General features: G+C 51.0%; 17 protein-coding genes. 6 read left to right on the forward strand and 11 right to left on the reverse strand.

The annotated features are described in order from the left end of the window. Positions 1-13: 13 nt before the first annotated feature. Together RGB73_RS24200 and RGB73_RS24205 are read right to left on the reverse strand one after the other, a co-directional pair. On the reverse strand, positions 14-964 hold the full coding sequence (locus tag RGB73_RS24200) for a threonine ammonia-lyase (protein WP_310765315.1): 951 nt from the start codon (positions 962-964) through the stop codon (positions 14-16). Between the two features lie 5 nt (positions 965-969). Further along, the gene (locus RGB73_RS24205) at positions 970-1440 is read right to left on the reverse strand and encodes a RidA family protein (protein WP_310765316.1); all 471 of its coding nucleotides are present in this window, start codon (positions 1438-1440) and stop codon (positions 970-972) included. Positions 1441-2318: 878 nt separating this feature from the next. Between RGB73_RS24205 and RGB73_RS24210 the strand changes: the two genes are divergently transcribed. The 5 genes from RGB73_RS24210 to RGB73_RS24230 all read left to right on the forward strand — a co-directional run bounded on the left by RGB73_RS24210 (position 2319) and on the right by RGB73_RS24230 (position 5143). Then, positions 2319-2888: a class I SAM-dependent methyltransferase gene (locus tag RGB73_RS24210; protein WP_310774519.1), complete on the forward strand. Its 570-nt coding sequence runs from the start codon at positions 2319-2321 to the stop codon at positions 2886-2888. A 171-nt stretch (positions 2889-3059) separates the two neighbouring features. Then, positions 3060-3257: a hypothetical protein gene (locus tag RGB73_RS24215; protein WP_310765317.1), complete on the forward strand. Its 198-nt coding sequence runs from the start codon at positions 3060-3062 to the stop codon at positions 3255-3257. Positions 3258-3441: 184 nt separating this feature from the next. Beyond that, positions 3442-3795 carry a hypothetical protein gene (locus RGB73_RS24220; RefSeq protein ID WP_310765318.1) on the forward strand — a complete coding sequence of 118 codons (354 nt, stop codon included), beginning with the start codon at positions 3442-3444 and terminating at the stop codon, positions 3793-3795. A gap of 54 nt (positions 3796-3849) precedes the next feature. Further along, a complete protein-coding gene (locus RGB73_RS24225) occupies positions 3850-4161 on the forward strand; it encodes a GNAT family N-acetyltransferase (RefSeq protein ID WP_310765319.1) in 312 nt (103 codons plus the stop codon). Positions 4162-4330: 169 nt separating this feature from the next. Then, positions 4331-5143 carry a DUF2935 domain-containing protein gene (locus tag RGB73_RS24230; protein ID WP_310765320.1) on the forward strand — a complete coding sequence of 271 codons (813 nt, stop codon included), beginning with the start codon at positions 4331-4333 and terminating at the stop codon, positions 5141-5143. A 202-nt stretch (positions 5144-5345) separates the two neighbouring features. Here RGB73_RS24230 and RGB73_RS24235 read toward each other — a convergent pair whose 3' ends face one another. Beyond that, positions 5346-6116, reverse strand: coding sequence for a 3-hydroxyacyl-CoA dehydrogenase (locus RGB73_RS24235; RefSeq protein ID WP_310774521.1), 771 nt, complete (start codon positions 6114-6116; stop codon positions 5346-5348). 232 nt (positions 6117-6348) lie between these two features. After that, complete coding sequence (locus RGB73_RS24240) at positions 6349-7098, reverse strand: SAM-dependent methyltransferase (RefSeq protein ID WP_310765321.1); 750 nt, start codon at positions 7096-7098, stop codon at positions 6349-6351. Between the two features lie 318 nt (positions 7099-7416). Here RGB73_RS24240 and RGB73_RS24245 point away from each other — a divergent pair, with 318 nt between their 5' ends. After that, positions 7417-8013 carry a YdeI/OmpD-associated family protein gene (locus tag RGB73_RS24245; RefSeq protein ID WP_310765322.1) on the forward strand — a complete coding sequence of 199 codons (597 nt, stop codon included), beginning with the start codon at positions 7417-7419 and terminating at the stop codon, positions 8011-8013. A gap of 243 nt (positions 8014-8256) precedes the next feature. Here RGB73_RS24245 and RGB73_RS24250 read toward each other — a convergent pair whose 3' ends face one another. The 7 genes from RGB73_RS24250 to RGB73_RS24280 form a co-directional block, all read right to left on the reverse strand. Then, entirely contained in the window at positions 8257-9207 is a 951-nt protein-coding gene (locus tag RGB73_RS24250; RefSeq protein WP_310765323.1) for a DMT family transporter, read from the reverse strand. 182 nt (positions 9208-9389) lie between these two features. Further along, the gene (locus RGB73_RS24255; protein ID WP_310765324.1) at positions 9390-10577 is read right to left on the reverse strand and encodes an ABC transporter permease; all 1188 of its coding nucleotides are present in this window, start codon (positions 10575-10577) and stop codon (positions 9390-9392) included. Then, positions 10574-11293 (reverse strand): ABC transporter ATP-binding protein, encoded by a 720-nt coding sequence (locus RGB73_RS24260; RefSeq protein ID WP_310765325.1) that lies wholly within the window; start codon positions 11291-11293, stop codon positions 10574-10576. Before RGB73_RS24260 ends, RGB73_RS24255 begins: the two co-directional genes overlap by 4 nt. A 24-nt stretch (positions 11294-11317) precedes the next feature. Beyond that, the gene (locus RGB73_RS24265) at positions 11318-12577 is read right to left on the reverse strand and encodes an efflux RND transporter periplasmic adaptor subunit (protein ID WP_310765326.1); all 1260 of its coding nucleotides are present in this window, start codon (positions 12575-12577) and stop codon (positions 11318-11320) included. A 40-nt stretch (positions 12578-12617) separates the two neighbouring features. Next, positions 12618-13478, reverse strand: a complete 861-nt coding sequence (locus tag RGB73_RS24270; protein WP_310765327.1) for a M15 family metallopeptidase — start codon at positions 13476-13478, stop codon at positions 12618-12620. A gap of 111 nt (positions 13479-13589) precedes the next feature. Next, positions 13590-14687 (reverse strand): sensor histidine kinase, encoded by a 1098-nt coding sequence (locus RGB73_RS24275; protein ID WP_310765328.1) that lies wholly within the window; start codon positions 14685-14687, stop codon positions 13590-13592. Further along, positions 14680-15375, reverse strand: coding sequence for a response regulator transcription factor (locus RGB73_RS24280; RefSeq protein WP_310765329.1), 696 nt, complete (start codon positions 15373-15375; stop codon positions 14680-14682). Before RGB73_RS24280 ends, RGB73_RS24275 begins: the two co-directional genes overlap by 8 nt. Positions 15376-15521: the final 146 nt, after the last annotated feature.

The raw sequence follows: 15521 nt of genomic DNA on the forward strand, positions 1-15521 counted from the left end.
AGGATCGGCCGAACTACCGGGAAACCAGTGCTGCCATCTGCCCAAGGTCGACGTTTCCGCCCGAAATGACGGCAACGATGCGCTTTTCGCGCAAAGCTGCCTTGCCAAACATCGCGGCTGCCACGGTAGTAGCGCTGGATGGCTCGATCAACTGCTTCATCCGCTCGAGCACGAAGCAAAACGCTGCGCGAATCTCCTCCTCGCTCACCAGCACGATATCATCGAGGTACTTGCGCAAGACGGGAAACGTGAGCTCGCCGGGCTGGCTGGTTCTAAGGCCATCCGCAATGGTAGACGTCGCCGGAATCGAGACGAGCTGATTTTGTTTCAGCGAGAGGTAGGTGTCGTTTGCCAGTTGCGGCTCTACTCCGATGACCTGAACAGACGGCTTTGTCTCCTTGACCGCCGTCAGAATCCCTGACAAAAGTCCGCCTCCTCCGACCGGCACGAGGATGGCGTCTACCTCCTCCAGCTGTTCCACTATCTCAAGGCCCACCGTTCCTTGGCCTGCCATGATGTACGGATCGTCGTACGGGGGAACATAGACCCCGTTCTGCAGCTCCGCCAGCTGCTTCGCCCGTGGCAGCCGGTCCGCCGAGGTAAGCCCGCACTTCTCCACTTTGCCGTCGTAGGCCTGGATCGCCTCCATCTTGCAGGCGGCCACATCCTCTGGAACTACGATCGTAGCGGGGATGCCGAGCTGCTGAGCGATAAAAGCGACCGCTTGCCCGTGGTTGCCGGAAGACGCGGCTGTGACAGACTTGGCCCCTTCGCGCACCGCCTGCTTCACCTTGTTCGTCGCACCCCGAATTTTGAAGGAGCCGGTTTTTTGCAGATGCTCGGCTTTCAGGAACAGATCGTTTCCACATAGCGAAGAGAGCTGCTGGGAGGACAACAAAGGAGTCGTCCGCACGATGTCCGCAATGTTCTCCCGAGCAGCGACGATGTCCGCTTTCTGTATCATGCTGCTCACTCCTCTCCCTGTCGCTTGACCGCGATGATAAAATCGATTTCGACCGGCGTATTGCCCGGCAGCTCGGCAGCGCCGACAGCCGTCCGGGCATGGCGTCCTCGCTCCCCGAAGATGCGCTCCAGCAGTTCGGAAGCGGCATCGATGACCTGTGGCTGCCTGGAGAAGCCCTCGGCAGACTGGACGTAGCCGGTGACCTTCAGGATGCGCTCGACGCGGTCGAGGCTGCCGATCTCTGCTTCGAGGCTGCTGAGGCCTTTCAGCACGCAAATCTCCGCGAGCTCTCTCGCCTGCTCGATGGTGACATCTTTGCCGACTTTGCCGACGTACGGAAGCTCGCCATCGACGCGCGGGACCTGGCCGCTGATGTAGGCGATGCCTTCGTGGACGACGACGGGGACGTACTGGTAAAGGGACGGTGCGGGCTCGGGGAGCTTTACTCCCAGTTGTTGCAAGCGTTCTCGGATCATGGGGGCCTCCTTTGGTTCGCTTTTTCTGAATGTTCAATTTCGTCTCACCCCTATTATGGGTGGAATGGTTGGGAAATGCTACCGTTTCTTGTAACCCCTTTATCCATACTCTTGCCTCGGGGGCGGAAAAAGGAGAAAACGCTGTGGCTCTTGGGGCGCAGCAGGGAAGCGTCTACTGGCCAGCTCCATTCCAAAAGAGGAACGGCGTCCAAAAGCAGCGGTTTCGGGGGAGTCTCTCATGGTTGGACGCTCAGGCGTGTTCCTCTTTTTCCATTGCGCTTGGGTTGCGCCCCAAAGGCCTTCGCTTTTTTCTCCTTTTTCCGGGGCGAGCTTTGGGTGAAAGGCCTGTTTGGGCTCTGCTTCGTCGTTTTGAAAAGCCCCTTCATCCAACGCTTGCCTCGGGGGCGGAAAAAGGAGAAAACGCTGTGGCTCTTGGAGCGCAGCAGGGAAGCGTCTACTGGCCAGCTCCATTCCAAAAGAGGAACGGCGTCCAAAAGCAGCCGGTTTCGGGGGAGTCTCTCATGGTTGGACGCGCAGGCGTGTTCCTCTTTTTCCATTCCGCTTGGGTCGCGCCCCAAAGGCCTTCGCTTTTTTCTCCTTTTTCCGGGGCGAGCTTTGGGTGGTCCCAAGGCTTTTTGAGCTCAGCTTCGTCGTTTTGAAAAGCCCCTTCATCCAACGGTTGCCTCGGGGGCGGAAAAAGGTGAAAACGCTGTGGCTCTTGGGGTACAGGGGGGAGCTCACCTGCTTAGTGGGAACGACAACATGTGGTCCGACCAGCGCCATACACCGCCACAACGTCTGCCGGGAGTGGCACACGTCTAAATTTCGGCCGATTCATTCCATTTCATTTTGACTGGGAGGATGCACTCGTGGAATATATGGGAGATAGACAGTTTTGGGATGACAAATTTGCAAGCAGGGGGAATCAGCCGCTCCCGCCGGAAAAAGCTTTGGTGGAACATGCTGCTTGCTTCAAGAAGGGTTCAGTGCTTGATATTGCATGCGGGGACGGGAGGAACTCCCTGTTTCTTCTCGAGCGTGGGTTTCATGTTACGGGGATCGATTTTAGCCGGGAAGCATTGAAACGTCTTGAAAAGTTTGCTCGTCAAAGAAACCATTTGGTTGCGACAAGGCAAGTTGACTTGAATGAACCGGATGCCCTTGCCGATTTGGGAACCTTCGACAATATCGTCATCAATCACTATCGATTGAACAAGGAATCGCTTGCCCGACTGCATTCCCTCGTTACCGATGAAGGCATCCTGTTCGTCTGCGGTTTTGGGCATGAGCATACGCATGACCCCACCATTCGCCCGGAGGACTTGATTCAACCCTCTGATTTTGACGCTGTGCAACCGCATTTCCGGCTTCTGACGTATTTGGAGGAGCAAAACGAAATCGGATCGATCGTGACGTATATGTTTTGCAAGGAGAAGGGGGAGAAATAAGCTCGATCTTGGGGAGCGCAAAAACGATCGAAAAAGCGGATGTCACAGTCTCTTATGACAGCCGCTTTTTCTTTTGCAAGGTAGTGCTGATTCTCATCTCACCGACCTGATTTGGAAACTTCTGGGACGTCCTTCGCGTATTACTTACAAAGAGCGAAGGAGCTGATTGGAATGCGCTACATAGCAGGGGATACGACCGTCACTTGTCCATGCTGCAAGCACTTCCTGTTTGACAAGGACTATCGCCAGCTAAACTCCAGAGGGGCCACCTTCTTTGGACTGGATTGGGCGAACAAGGAGGCGACGATTTTGATTTGCCAGCGTTGTTCCTATATTCTGTGGTTCATGGATGAGCCGAAAAGCCATTGAATACGTTCGAGTCACGGGGCTTTCATAGCCCCCTTTTCCATCGACGGTTTGCCCGCTACCATACCGCAACAAAGGGAACCGTCCCCCATTTTTTCATTAGGAGGCGATCCGCGTTCGAAAAGCGACCCGTTTTGCCATCTATCTGAGCTATGTCGTCCTTGCATGTTTCTGCCTCGTAGCCTTGATGGAGTATGAGCAGGTCCTGGTCGAACAGGCCAAGCTGACTTACCATAACGAATCGCTGCTCTGGTATAGTACCGTCTATCCCATCGCCATCGGGCTTTTGTTCGGCGCGCCTCATTTGATCCGCGTATGGAAAACCGATGGCCACTGGAGCTACGACTGGATCAAAGCGATCACGATCGGACTTCCCGCTCTTTTCGGATCGGCCATTTTTTTGATCTACTTCTCACCGCTAGGCGCACTCTTGCCCACTGTCTTCGTTTTGATGCTGGGAACCAAATTTTCGATGGTGTGCGGCGTTGTGTTTGGATTCGTCGTCCTGACTTGCTTGCAGAAAGCTGCCCCCACCGCCTGAGACGCCAGAGCCTCGAAGCCTGGCGTCATTCCATTTGGGAGGGAATGCCACTCCATGCTGATCGACCTTCGCAATCGTGCAAATGAACCCGTAGTTCAAGAGCTGCTCTCGTATGCCATCGGGATGCCCGTTCCTGAGAAACTGAAGCAAATAGCAAAATCATATCGGGAAGACGCGAACCTCGCCTTGTGGGGGGTTGAAGATGACGGATCACTCATTGGCTGCCTGGGCGTCCGTTGTTCGCCCCATGGGGATGTGGTAATCCTGCATCTGTCCGTTCATCCGGCGTACAGGCGTCGCTATGTCGCCAGCCGAATGATCGAGAGCTTGTTGCAATCGGGCGCAGTCCAAACCGTTTCCGCCTAAACCGACCAGGATGCCGTCGATTTTTATGCGCGCTGCGGCTTCGCCATTCGCAGTCTGGGAGAAAAATACCCCGGCGTGGAGCGATTTGCGTGCGTCTACCCTCCGTCGTAGTCACTCACCCTTTTGGGCGAATGCACATATCCTGAAATTGTCACGAGGAGGGAACATCATGAAGAACGACGTCGACGTACGCGACCACATGCTGTTTGAACACCGGTTCTGGCTGCAAATTTTGGGCGACCATGCCCGTTTTATTCACGATTCTCTCGCTCCCAAGGAAGGAGAAGAGATCGAGAGGGCCAAGTATTTCATCGAGTCCTTCGACACCCTGCTGGAATTCGCACGAAAAAACTTGTCCGCAGAAGAGCTGAATACCCTCACCCAGCATGCCAGCGCCGAGACCGAGCAGCTGCGCGAATTTAAACTCCACCTGCTGGAACGGCATCTGGTCGGGAAAATTGCAATCAGCCTCTCCCCTACTTTTCTCAACCACATGGTCAATGAGCTGGAGGAATATGAACGCATCCTGCACGCCTGTTTTTCCGGCACGCTGCCTGCCACTCACGCAGTCGACATCCATCTGCTGTGGCTGTCAGACGCCGTCGGTCATGCCGCTACCATCACTTCGCTGTTGGATATGGTCGAGTACGACACGAAACAAAAAAGCGAGAAATTCACGAAGCAGTTTCAGCACTACTATCAAAAAGCCATTGAATTGGCGGGCTACCTCCGCACGAATTTGCACAACTTCCCCGCCCTTCATCGGTTTAATCACCAGGCCGAGATGGAAATGAAGCTGTTTCAAGTCTTTTTGCACGAGCTGGAGGAAATGCGGATGCAAAACGAATTGCTCGGCGTGTTGACCCCGCTCATGGCTGACCATATGTCGCGGGAAGAGTGCTACTACCTGATGAAGCTGTCGGAAGTATCCGATGTGCAGGCGCCTGACTGTTATCCGACCAAACCGCGTGTGGAGTCATGAGCTGTTACACGACCGCAATCCACTACAGGGGCGAAGCGTACGCGCAGCAGACCGCCATTCATCATCGCCACGATCCTCTGTAAACCTTGACGCGCACATTGCGCGTTTTTTTCGTGCATGCAGGACGTATGGGACTGCTCTCATGCAAAGAGGCCCCGCTCCTCCTCCAAGCAGGCGGAGCGGGGCCTTCCTCTTCTTCTCTCTATTTCGGCTGCATCCGAATGGCGCCGTCCAGACGGATCGTCTCGCCATTGAGCATGGTATTTTGGATGATGCTTTCAGTGAGCATGGCGAATTCGGCGGGGCGGCCCAAGCGCGGGGGAAAAGGGACGGCGGCGCCGAGCGCTTCTTTTGCCGGACGGGACAGCTTGTCGAACAAGGGGGTGTCGAACAAACCCGGGGCGATGGTCATGACGCGGATGCCGTACGGCGCCAGATCGCGGGCAATCGGCAGCGTCATCCCGACGATGCCACCCTTGGAAGCGCTGTATGCCGCCTGCCCGATCTGGCCGTCAAAAGCGGCGACCGATGCCGTATTGATAATGACGCCTCGCTCCCCTTGCTTGTTCGGTTCATTGCCCGCCATCTGCTCGACAGCCAGGCGGATCACATTGAACGTGCCGATCAGGTTTACCCCGATGACCCTGGAAAACGACTCCAACGGGTGAGGACCGCTGCGGGACAGCGTCTTTTGCGCCGTGCCGATTCCTGCACAGTTGACGGCGACGTGGATGGTGCCGAACCTGCTCGTCGCCTGCTCAATCGCCTCACGCACGCTCCCTTCACTCGTCACATCCGTCTGGACAAACATCGCGTGGTCATTCCCCAATTCCTCCGCCAATGCCTGCCCTTTCTCCTGAGCCAGATCCAGAATGGCGACTTTTCCGCCGCTTTCGACCAGTTGCCTCGCCGTTGCTTCTCCCAGACCGGAAGCCCCACCCGTTACAATGGCTACCGCATTTTGAATCTCCACGCCATTCTCTCCCTTCAGGATATCCGCATTTGAAAAAAAGGGATGCAAGTTCGCTGCCATCTGTCTTTTCCTTGCATCTGCTGGTTTTGCCGCCTGTTGCCCTTGTCCCAGACAGGCGATGGGCGGTCAGGAATCAGACACCTTTGTCCGGCAGCAGGACACCTCCCACAAAAAAAGCTATCTCCACCGGGTTTTTGCCCGTTAAAGATAGCTTATTACCAACATCTGCTACTTATCTCCGGAAAAGATACAATCCAAAGCCCAGCGTATCCCTTCCCCACCTCAAGTACGTTTGGCGCCATGCCCGGATTTTTTGCAAATAGGCTCCGCAGTCCGGATCCTGCGGATTTTCATGGCAATAGGTTTCAACTGACATCGAGTAGAGCCATTCGTACTGATCCCAGTCATCCTCGCTGGCAACGCTCGACCACATGGTGATCAACCCCAGCTCCTCGGCTGTCCGGACGTTCTCATCATGGCTTTTCAGCTCGGACTCCTCTGCTCCGCCCAGCGCCTCGAGATATTCCCGGCTCGGCCGCTGTTTCCAGTAGCCTTCCCCGATCAAGATGTATCCGTCTTGCTTCACGCATTTCTGCAAAGCCTTCAAGGTAGGAACCAGTCCACCCAGGGCATGTGTCGATCCGATGCAAATACCCAGTGAAAAGCCGGGCTGTTCGTAGGCTTCCATTGCCACCTTGGCATCTGCCAGAGACCATTCCAACTGGTCTTCTGGAATTCGGCCCCGTGCTTTCCTTTTTGCCGTTTCGATCGCGCCTTCGTACGATTCAATCGCCGTTCCTCTGATCCCTCTGGATTCGGCCAAACGTATCAAAAGCTCGCACGTTCCCGCTCCGATATCGATGACCGTGTCGTCCGGCTGCAAGGGAATATGGCCCAGTACTTGATTAAGCTTCGTTTCCGGGATCGGATGATAAAAGTTGTGATTGCGATGAGCGATAGCCGAAAATTGGTTTCTGTCCATGTAGGCAGATCTCTCCTTTTCTTCTGACTGTTTGGTCGTTCTCATGCCACATATGGATATCCGAAATCATAATACCGCCCACCTCTCGTTTGATTCTCCTATTATAGCAAAGGGCGATCCCGAATGGCCCAACGGTTTATAGCTGCTTGGTCAAATGCAGCGGATCTGCTGTATCCCCAGCCTTTCGGAGAATAAAACCATTGCCATGCTGTCAAAAATAAAATTGACATGACACCATTCAGTGTCCTATAGTAAAGACACCAAAAACTGATTGCTTCATGGTCGACTGGACGCAAAATTCGTGAGGGGTGTTTCTTAATGGCGAGTGGTACATTGAATCCTAAGGTGGATGAATTTTTAACGAAATCCAAAAAGTGGAAGCCGGAATTTGAGAAGCTGCGAGAGATTGTGCTTGACTGTGGGCTGACAGAAGATTTTAAGTGGATGCATCCTTGTTACACATTCGAGAAGAAAAACATCGTTCTCATTCATGGATTTAAAGAATATTGTGCCTTGCTGTTTCACAAAGGTGCCCTGCTCCAGGATGCCCAAGGGATTCTCATCCAGCAAACGGAGAATGTACAGGCGGCACGCCAGATTCGGTTCACCAATGTTCAGGAAATAGTAGACATGGAACCCATCTTGAAAGCCTATATTCTTGAAGCCATTGAAGTGGAAAAGGCAGGTCTGGAAGTGGAATTCAAGAAGACGACAGAATTTACGGTTCCTGAAGAATTTCAAATGAAATTGGATGAAAACCCTGCCCTGCAAACTGCTTTTGAGAGATTGACGCCGGGACGGCAAAGAGCATACCTTCACTATTTTTCCGAACCCAAGCAAGCCAAAACTCGAGAGTCACGAATTGAAAAATATGTGCAGCAAATTCTCGATGGAAAGGGATTGCATGATTCCTAGATGATCAATACGGTACAGGTCTAAGAGACCGGGACTCCTTTCGAATACACGGAGTCCCGGTCTCTTCCTTTTTGATCGTGCCACAAGGGAAGCTTTGGTCCCTTATTGGACATCCCCTATCGACATTCGCAGGGCCATGCTTTAGAAGCGGGCGTAGCTGAGTGCTCTGAGAGAATAAAGTTTTAGACTGACTCGGCTGATCCTACGCGGATTTTGAATTGCAAAACCAGCCCTGGCGTTCCTTCACGGCATGTTGTCGGCATGCGCCATCTGCTTTCTTTTGTGGAGGTTCCCATTGACAAGCAGGATTCCCCCAATGATGACGGCCCCCCCGGCAAGCTGGATGGGCAAAACCGTCTCTTGCAAAAATGCATGTCCGCCCAAGACCCCGACGATCGGCACGAGATTGAGATACATCGTCGTAGCCGTAACATCCAGTTTTCGCAGCGCATAATTGTACAGCAGGTAACAGCCGGCGGAACAGAAAACGGCAAGGAACAGAATATGAAGCAGGATGGAAGGCGGAAACGCTCTCCATTCCTGATATTCGGTCAGAGCCAAGGGCACTAGCAGGATCGTCCCGAACGCATTTTGGCAAAACGTTGTCATCAAACCGGAATATTTGCTCCCGAACGCTTTGCTGCAAAACGTATACAGGACCCATGAGACCATCGCGCCCAAAATGAACAGGTTGCCCGTCAAATGGGCGGAATCGAGCTGTACCAGCCCGTTCGCCGTGATCGCGAAATACGAGCCGATCATGGCCAACGCCATGCCCGCGCATTGAACGGCAGAGATTCTCGTTTTGTACAAGATCGCGTCCAGCGCCGTCGCCAAAATCGGTATGACGGAAGTGATCAACGCCGCATTGGAGGCAGTGGAAAGTCGAATTCCCGAATTTTCAAGAAAAAAATAAAGCGTGACACCCAAAAAACCGGACACGCCCATCCTTAGCCAATCTCTTCGCTCCAGCTTCGCAGACGGCTCCCATTTTTTCAGCAGCAGCCATAGAATAAAACTCGCAAGCAAAAACCGCAAAAGAGCAAGCGTGATGGGCGGAACCGCGCTGACCGCGATTTTGATGCTCACAAAGGACGTTCCCCAAAACAATACCGTAATGACCATAGCCCCATTGCCCAGGAGATGATACTTTTCCGCTGTGTTTAGCAAGTCCTTCCACTTTCCTGACGCCACGATTTTCCCAACCCCTTCTATGTATGTTGCAGCCATTTTACAGAAGGGAGGGGAAAAGCGTATTGTAAGAAATTGCGGTTTCCTTTTTATCGAAGAAAACAGGTTATTCAACGATTCTGCCCGTTAGCTCAACAGCGGAATAGAACAACTGATGCTCCAAGATCGTGTTTATTTTTTTGTAGTCATTCATACCGTAGAGCGTCAATCGGATTCAATCTGGCTGCCTTACTCGCCGGGTATAGTCCAAAGAAAATACCAATCGCACTGGAACAGCCAAATGCAATGAGGATGCTATCCCACGTAACCAGCGGTGGTACATCGACGTATTGCGAAACGATGGAGGCTGTGCCAATACCACATAGTATCCCGAGCGTGCCGCCGATCAGACAGACGATGACGGATTCGTTCAAAAACTGCAATAAAATATCTCTGTGGCGTGCCCCTAAAGCCTTGCGAATACCGATTTCTCTGGTCCGCTCCGTGACGGATACGAGCATGATATTCATAACCCCGATTCCGCCAACAAGCAGCGCAATCCCGGCAGCAACACTGAAGGTCGTCGTAAGCGTCCCGGAAAAGCGATCAAACCCTATCAACGAATCCTCGATACTTTCAATCTGGTAATAATTTTCGCGTTCATGCTTGCGATTTAAATAGTGGACGGTCTGATCCTTTGCAGCCTGGATGGTCTCTTTTGAAGACGCTTTGACCGACATGGTTGAAATGTACTTCGTTCCGTTCACGTTTTGCATATACGTAATGGGCATATACGCTGTCATAGCTCCCCCTTGATCAAGCGAGAGCTTATCTTCCTTGACCACTCCGACGACGATTGCCGCAGCCAGTTTAAACGTAACCCGTTTGCCTATCGGATCTTCATTACCAAACAGCCCTTGCGCCAATTCTTGATCCAAAACGATAACACGCTTTGCTTCTATGACTTCCTGTCTGGTAAAAAATCTGCCTTTGACAAGAGTCAGATTCGGTTTAATCTTGAGCAAATCTCCATTTGTACCTAGCACTCTCGCATTCTGTTCCTTTTTCGAACCATGGATTGTTCCGTAATTGGGAAAAAACGGCACAGCTGCATCGATATAAGGCGAAAGCTGAGGGAGTATGTCCGCATCCTCAACTGTTAAATCAGTGACTTTGCTTCCCAGTCTAGCATCCCAGTTATAATAAACACTAAACGTCGTCGCTCCCATTTTCTCCAGTTGATCGGTGTAGGCCTGTTGACTGCCATTGCCGAGTGTCATGACGGCGATGACAGACGTAATTCCGATGATGATTCCGGACATCGTCAGGCTGGCACGGAGCTTGTTGGCTCCAATTCCGTCGAGGGCAGAGCGAATGCTTTCCAGTAGATTCATGTAAGAATCACCTCTTCGGACGCTGTTGCAAACAAACGATCTATTACTTGCTCATCTTTTATGATGCAGCCGTCCTTGAACGTAATGACACGCTCGGCATGCTGGGCTATATCTGCTTCATGCGTAACCAGCAGGATCGTCACCCCTTGCGCATGCAATTCTTGAAAGATTGACATGACCTCCATACTTGAACGACTATCCAGATTACCCGTCGGCTCATCAGCCAGCACAATAGACGGTTGGTTGACCAACGCCCTGGCAATGGCGACCCTTTGTCTTTGACCACCAGACAGTTGAGACGGTTTATGCCCCATACGTTGGCCGAGACCAACCCGTTGCAATGCAGCGGTCGCTCTTTTTTTCCTTACTGCCATCCCTACTCCGGCGTACAGCATCGGTATCTCGACATTTCGCAGGGAAGTAGCACGCGGCAGTAGATTAAAGGATTGGAACACAAAGCCGATTTTTTGATTGCGGACACCAGCGAGCTCCTTGTCTTTTAACCGGGTGACTTCGATGCCGTCTAATACGTACGACCCAGAAGTGGGTCGATCCAGGCAGCCAAGCATGTTCAAGAATGTTGATTTTCCTGATCCAGACGGACCTACGATTGCTACGAATTCGCCTTTGGACACGTGAACGTTGATATTTTTCAGCGCAAACAATTCTACTTCATCCGTCTTGTATTGCTTGGTTAACCCCTCGATGTGCAGCATAGTATCCTCCCCTCCTCCATGAGCTCAAGCGGATGGCGCCTGGAAGACTGTTTGATTTTCTTGTAGCGATTCCGGCGGATTGGCAATCAGCTCTTCCGTTCCATCCAAACCGCTTTTAATTTGGACAGACAGCTCGTTTTGGATGCCAGTCGTCACTGTTTTTTTCTTTGCTTTGCCATTTTCCGATATCCAGACGAATGTGGAACCATCCTGGTCAGTGATGACACACTCGCTCGGTACTTGCACGGCGTTGGCTTCTTTTTGCAAAACGATGTCTACGTCAACATGAAAGCCCGACTTCAAATATTCGTTGGTTTCATCCAGATCGATTATGACAGTGACCCGCGTCTTTTCGCCTTCTGTCCCTTGGGTTGTTACCGCTATCGGAGAGATCCGCGACACCTTGCCTCCCAGCTGTTCGCCACCCAAAGATATACCTGTAACGACAGCTTCCTGTCCGATTTTTATTTTTCGCAGATCGGATTCGCCTACCTCGGCCTCGACTATCAAGTTGCTGGTATCGCCAATCGTGAGAATTTCCTCGCCTTTGCTTAGCACTTTACCTCTTTTTACTTTGGTGGAAAGCACGGTCCCGTCAATCGGTGAAACGAGACTGCTTTGGACACGCTGCTTTTCATATTTGGCTTTTTCCAGATTCAGCTTCTGTATTTGCGCTTCATACGATTGAAACTCGGTCTTGTCTGGCCCTTTTTGCTTCAAAAGCAGGTTTTGCTTTGCGACCTTTACCTTTGATTCTGCCGTCAGCAGCTTTTGCTTCGCCTGTTCTACATCCTGCTGCGTGGATACTCCTGAAGAAAACAGCGATTGCGTGCGCTCAAAATGCTGCAATGCCGCCTGATAATCACGCTCATCCTGTGCCAGTTCCTCCTGGAGCTTGGTGATTTCCTCCGGCTCCACACTTTTGGATAGCTTGGCAATATTGGCTTGCAGGATCGCGATTTGCGCTTCGATATCCATGATTTGATTGCTCACGTCCGATGTATCAATGTTCCCAATGACCTGCCCTTTTCTGACTTTGTCACCGTCTTGGATGGAATAATTGCGTAGATCACCGGAGCTGCTCGCGAACAAGGTGTGCTCATTGCTTACTTTGACAATCCCGGACGTGAGAATCGTGCTTTCCATATCGGCTGTTACCGCTGTTGTCAACATGACCGAAATCCCTTGGCTCAGCATTTCCCTTGATTGAAAGGCGTAGCTACCGCCAAGACCGATTGCCAGCACCCCCGCACCCAGCACAATCCACCAGTACTTTTTCATCATAAATTCCTCCCTGCCCGAATCGAAAAGCCAACGTTTTTCGTCACGGATATACGGTTACAATGACCCCTTCCCGATTGTCTCCGGAAATCACATATTTGCGATTTGTCGGTACCTGGATCATGGCGTCCTGCGCAACCGGGTAATAAAAAATGCGATAGCTCTCACCCTCAACAGTGACTGTCATCTCTTTCACCTCTTTCAAGTAATCGAGGTACTCCTCTAGCGTAAAGTGCTTCTCCTGTATAATCGCGCTGTGCGGCAAGCCGAGATAGCGATAATGCCAAGGCTCGTACTGAATGCCCGTAATCGCCACCTTTTCTTCGGGATAGCGCAAAATAAATCCGTATTTCCAAGCGTTTTTCTTCAGCCACTTTCCTTCTGGTGCCTGCTCCATCTTCATTTGCGTTGATCCAATGTCCATAGACAGACCGAGATTGTGCTCGCTATACCCTTCTCGCAAAGCATAGTCGGGCCCCATTTTTTCATAGAGCCTGCTTTGTTCTTCAAAACCTCGATAGCCGCTATTTATCATAAAATGGTTCACATGATCAGCATTTGCTGCCTGGACCATCTCCAAAAAGGCTTCCGCCACTTTCTCTGACAATTCAATGCTATCGTCAATCAGTCGATAACCATCGACCAAGTAAGCATGCATAGACAAATTGACTACATCGGATGCCACCCCCTCTCGATGAACGGGATAATCTTTGTTGACCAATAATAAATTCCCTTGGTATACCTGAGATTTTTCAACGCTGATTGTTTTGTAGTTCAGTGTTGCTCTTTCTTGCTCTTGATTGCTTCCCTCTTGCTGCTTTTGTCCTCCCCACACGATTGGCTCCACAACCTGATAGCCGACAACCAAAAGCACGATGAAAAACAAACAACCCCACTTTTTCATTGCAGTTTCCTCCCTGGCTCGTCACTCATACAGGGTAGGAAAAACTGTTAAAAGAAAAAGTGGGGTAAAGATAAAATTTTTCTAAAATCATAAATCGCGGTTACTATCTATTCACACGGATTCTACTGGCAATCGCACTTCAAAAAGCGTTCGGATCACATCGCTTTGGGCAGATACGGTTCCCTGATGCTGCTCCACAATATTTTTGGCGATGAACAGCCCAAGTCCCGTGCTTCCTCCCTGATGAGTGCGTGCCTGATCGCCCGTATAAAACATTTCAAACAGATGTGGCAGTTCTTCTTCCGGGATCTGGTTGCCGTAATTGATAATCTGAACAACGACTTCGTCGCCTTCCCGATAGCCGTTGAAATCGACATATCTGCCATCCTTCCCGTATCGAATCGCATTGCTCAGGAAATTTTCGAATACACGTGCCAACAGCTCCCCATCTCCACGAATAAACAATTGGGGAGTCACATTCAATCTTGCTTCCAGATGATTTCTTTCAAAGGCAGGGTACAGCTCTTCGTTTAACTGAACGAGCAATTCTCCAAGGTCGATGACCTCTTGTTCAATCGTGATCATGCCGTAGTTCATCCGGGTGATTTCGAACAGCTCATCAATCAGCTTTTCCAAACGCTGCGACTTGGTGTACGCGATCGTCGCATAATGCCTGGTTTGTTCCGCGGTCATTTGCTCATCCTGCAAAATCAGATCCAAATACCCAATCACAGAGGTCAACGGCGTACGCAAATCATGTGCCAAATTCAAAACCAGCTGGTCCTTGCTGCTTTCTGCGAAATCTCCTCTTCGTACCGCTTGCTGCAATTTTTGGCTAGCCAGATTCACGTCTTTGGCAATATCCCCGAACTCATCATCGGAGGAAATTTCTACGCTTTTGGTGAAATCCCCATTTGCCAGATGATGAATCCCAGTTGAAATCTCTTGAAAATACGTGGCATACCGTTTGGTGAAAAGAAAGAAAAACAAGATGGCGAGAGGGATAAAAAAGATCAAGAAGAAGTTGATATCCCCAAATTCTCGGATGAAATAACGGATCGGTGTCAGCGGATTTTCAAACTTCACTTGTGTTCGGTAGTAAAGCTGAAGAACTTTATAGAGCGAGTAGGTGATGGTGCCTGAAAAAAGCATGCTAAGCCCGAGTAACGCGATCATTTTAAAGCGAAAGCTTCGTAGAAGTTTAGCCATTAAACGAATACCCCACGCCCCAGACCGTCTTGATTACTTTGTTTTTGGCTTTTTCCTCGCCGAGCTTCTTGCGCAAGGTTCGAATATGCACCATGACTGTATTGCACCCTTCATAGTACGCTTCGCCCCACACATGCTCAAATATGTTTTCGGCACTAAACACCTTCTTCGGATAGCTCGCCAGCAGATACAAAATATCAAATTCTTTTGGCGTCAGCTCGATCGTTTCGCCGTACATGGTGACGATGCGCTGATCCGGATAAATCGCAAGCCTGCCTGCTTCCAGAACCTTTTGGTCTACTGCTGCTGGTTGATTGAGCTGGGTGTAGCGACGCAGCTGAGCTTTGACGCGGGCCATCAATTCCAACGGATTGAACGGCTTCGTCATATAGTCGTCTGCCCCCATGATCAGTCCCGAAATTTTATCCAGATCGGACGCTTTGGCGCTTAGAAAGATGATCGGCATATTGTGCTTCTCGCGGATGACCCTGGTCACGTCATATCCGTTCATGCCTGGCATCATGATGTCTAGTATCGCCAGGTCAATCGAATGGGTTTGAACCGCTTGGACGGCCTCTTTTCCATCCAAGGCAATGACCGTTTGGTAGCCTTCTTTTTTTACATGCATGGCAATCAATTCGGCAATCTCGGCCTCATCGTCTGCGATTAGTATAGTGATGGGTTTCATTACGTGATGAGCCTCCCTGTAGGTGGTTTGGATTTTTAATTGTATTAGGTCGAGTGAGGTGTAGCTGTGGACGACTCTGATTATCAATTTTGTCACCCGATAGATTTATCTGTAAATGGGAAGTTTCGTTGTAGTGTTTTATTTCG

It is taken from the genome of Brevibacillus brevis, assembly GCF_031583145.1.
GTDB lineage: Bacteria > Bacillota > Bacilli > Brevibacillales > Brevibacillaceae > Brevibacillus > Brevibacillus brevis_E.

What these genes read in the sequence shown, in the direction of transcription:
- RGB73_RS24245 (WP_310765322.1), top strand. Translation starts at nt 7,417, where the DNA reads ATGGCGAGTGGTACATTGAATCCTAAGGTGGATGAATTTTTAACGAAA.
- RGB73_RS24205 (WP_310765316.1), bottom strand. Translation starts at nt 1,440, where the DNA reads ATGATCCGAGAACGCTTGCAACAACTGGGAGTAAAGCTCCCCGAGCCC.
- RGB73_RS24225 (WP_310765319.1), top strand. Translation starts at nt 3,850, where the DNA reads ATGCTGATCGACCTTCGCAATCGTGCAAATGAACCCGTAGTTCAAGAG.
- RGB73_RS24255 (WP_310765324.1), bottom strand. Translation starts at nt 10,577, where the DNA reads ATGAATCTACTGGAAAGCATTCGCTCTGCCCTCGACGGAATTGGAGCC.
- RGB73_RS24240 (WP_310765321.1), bottom strand. Translation starts at nt 7,098, where the DNA reads ATGGACAGAAACCAATTTTCGGCTATCGCTCATCGCAATCACAACTTT.
- RGB73_RS24275 (WP_310765328.1), bottom strand. Translation starts at nt 14,687, where the DNA reads ATGGCTAAACTTCTACGAAGCTTTCGCTTTAAAATGATCGCGTTACTC.
- RGB73_RS24265 (WP_310765326.1), bottom strand. Translation starts at nt 12,577, where the DNA reads ATGATGAAAAAGTACTGGTGGATTGTGCTGGGTGCGGGGGTGCTGGCA.
- RGB73_RS24270 (WP_310765327.1), bottom strand. Translation starts at nt 13,478, where the DNA reads ATGAAAAAGTGGGGTTGTTTGTTTTTCATCGTGCTTTTGGTTGTCGGC.
- RGB73_RS24215 (WP_310765317.1), top strand. Translation starts at nt 3,060, where the DNA reads ATGCGCTACATAGCAGGGGATACGACCGTCACTTGTCCATGCTGCAAG.
- RGB73_RS24220 (WP_310765318.1), top strand. Translation starts at nt 3,442, where the DNA reads ATGGAGTATGAGCAGGTCCTGGTCGAACAGGCCAAGCTGACTTACCAT.
- RGB73_RS24200 (WP_310765315.1), bottom strand. Translation starts at nt 964, where the DNA reads ATGATACAGAAAGCGGACATCGTCGCTGCTCGGGAGAACATTGCGGAC.
- RGB73_RS24230 (WP_310765320.1), top strand. Translation starts at nt 4,331, where the DNA reads ATGAAGAACGACGTCGACGTACGCGACCACATGCTGTTTGAACACCGG.
- RGB73_RS24210 (WP_310774519.1), top strand. Translation starts at nt 2,319, where the DNA reads ATGGGAGATAGACAGTTTTGGGATGACAAATTTGCAAGCAGGGGGAAT.
- RGB73_RS24260 (WP_310765325.1), bottom strand. Translation starts at nt 11,293, where the DNA reads ATGCTGCACATCGAGGGGTTAACCAAGCAATACAAGACGGATGAAGTA.
- RGB73_RS24280 (WP_310765329.1), bottom strand. Translation starts at nt 15,375, where the DNA reads ATGAAACCCATCACTATACTAATCGCAGACGATGAGGCCGAGATTGCC.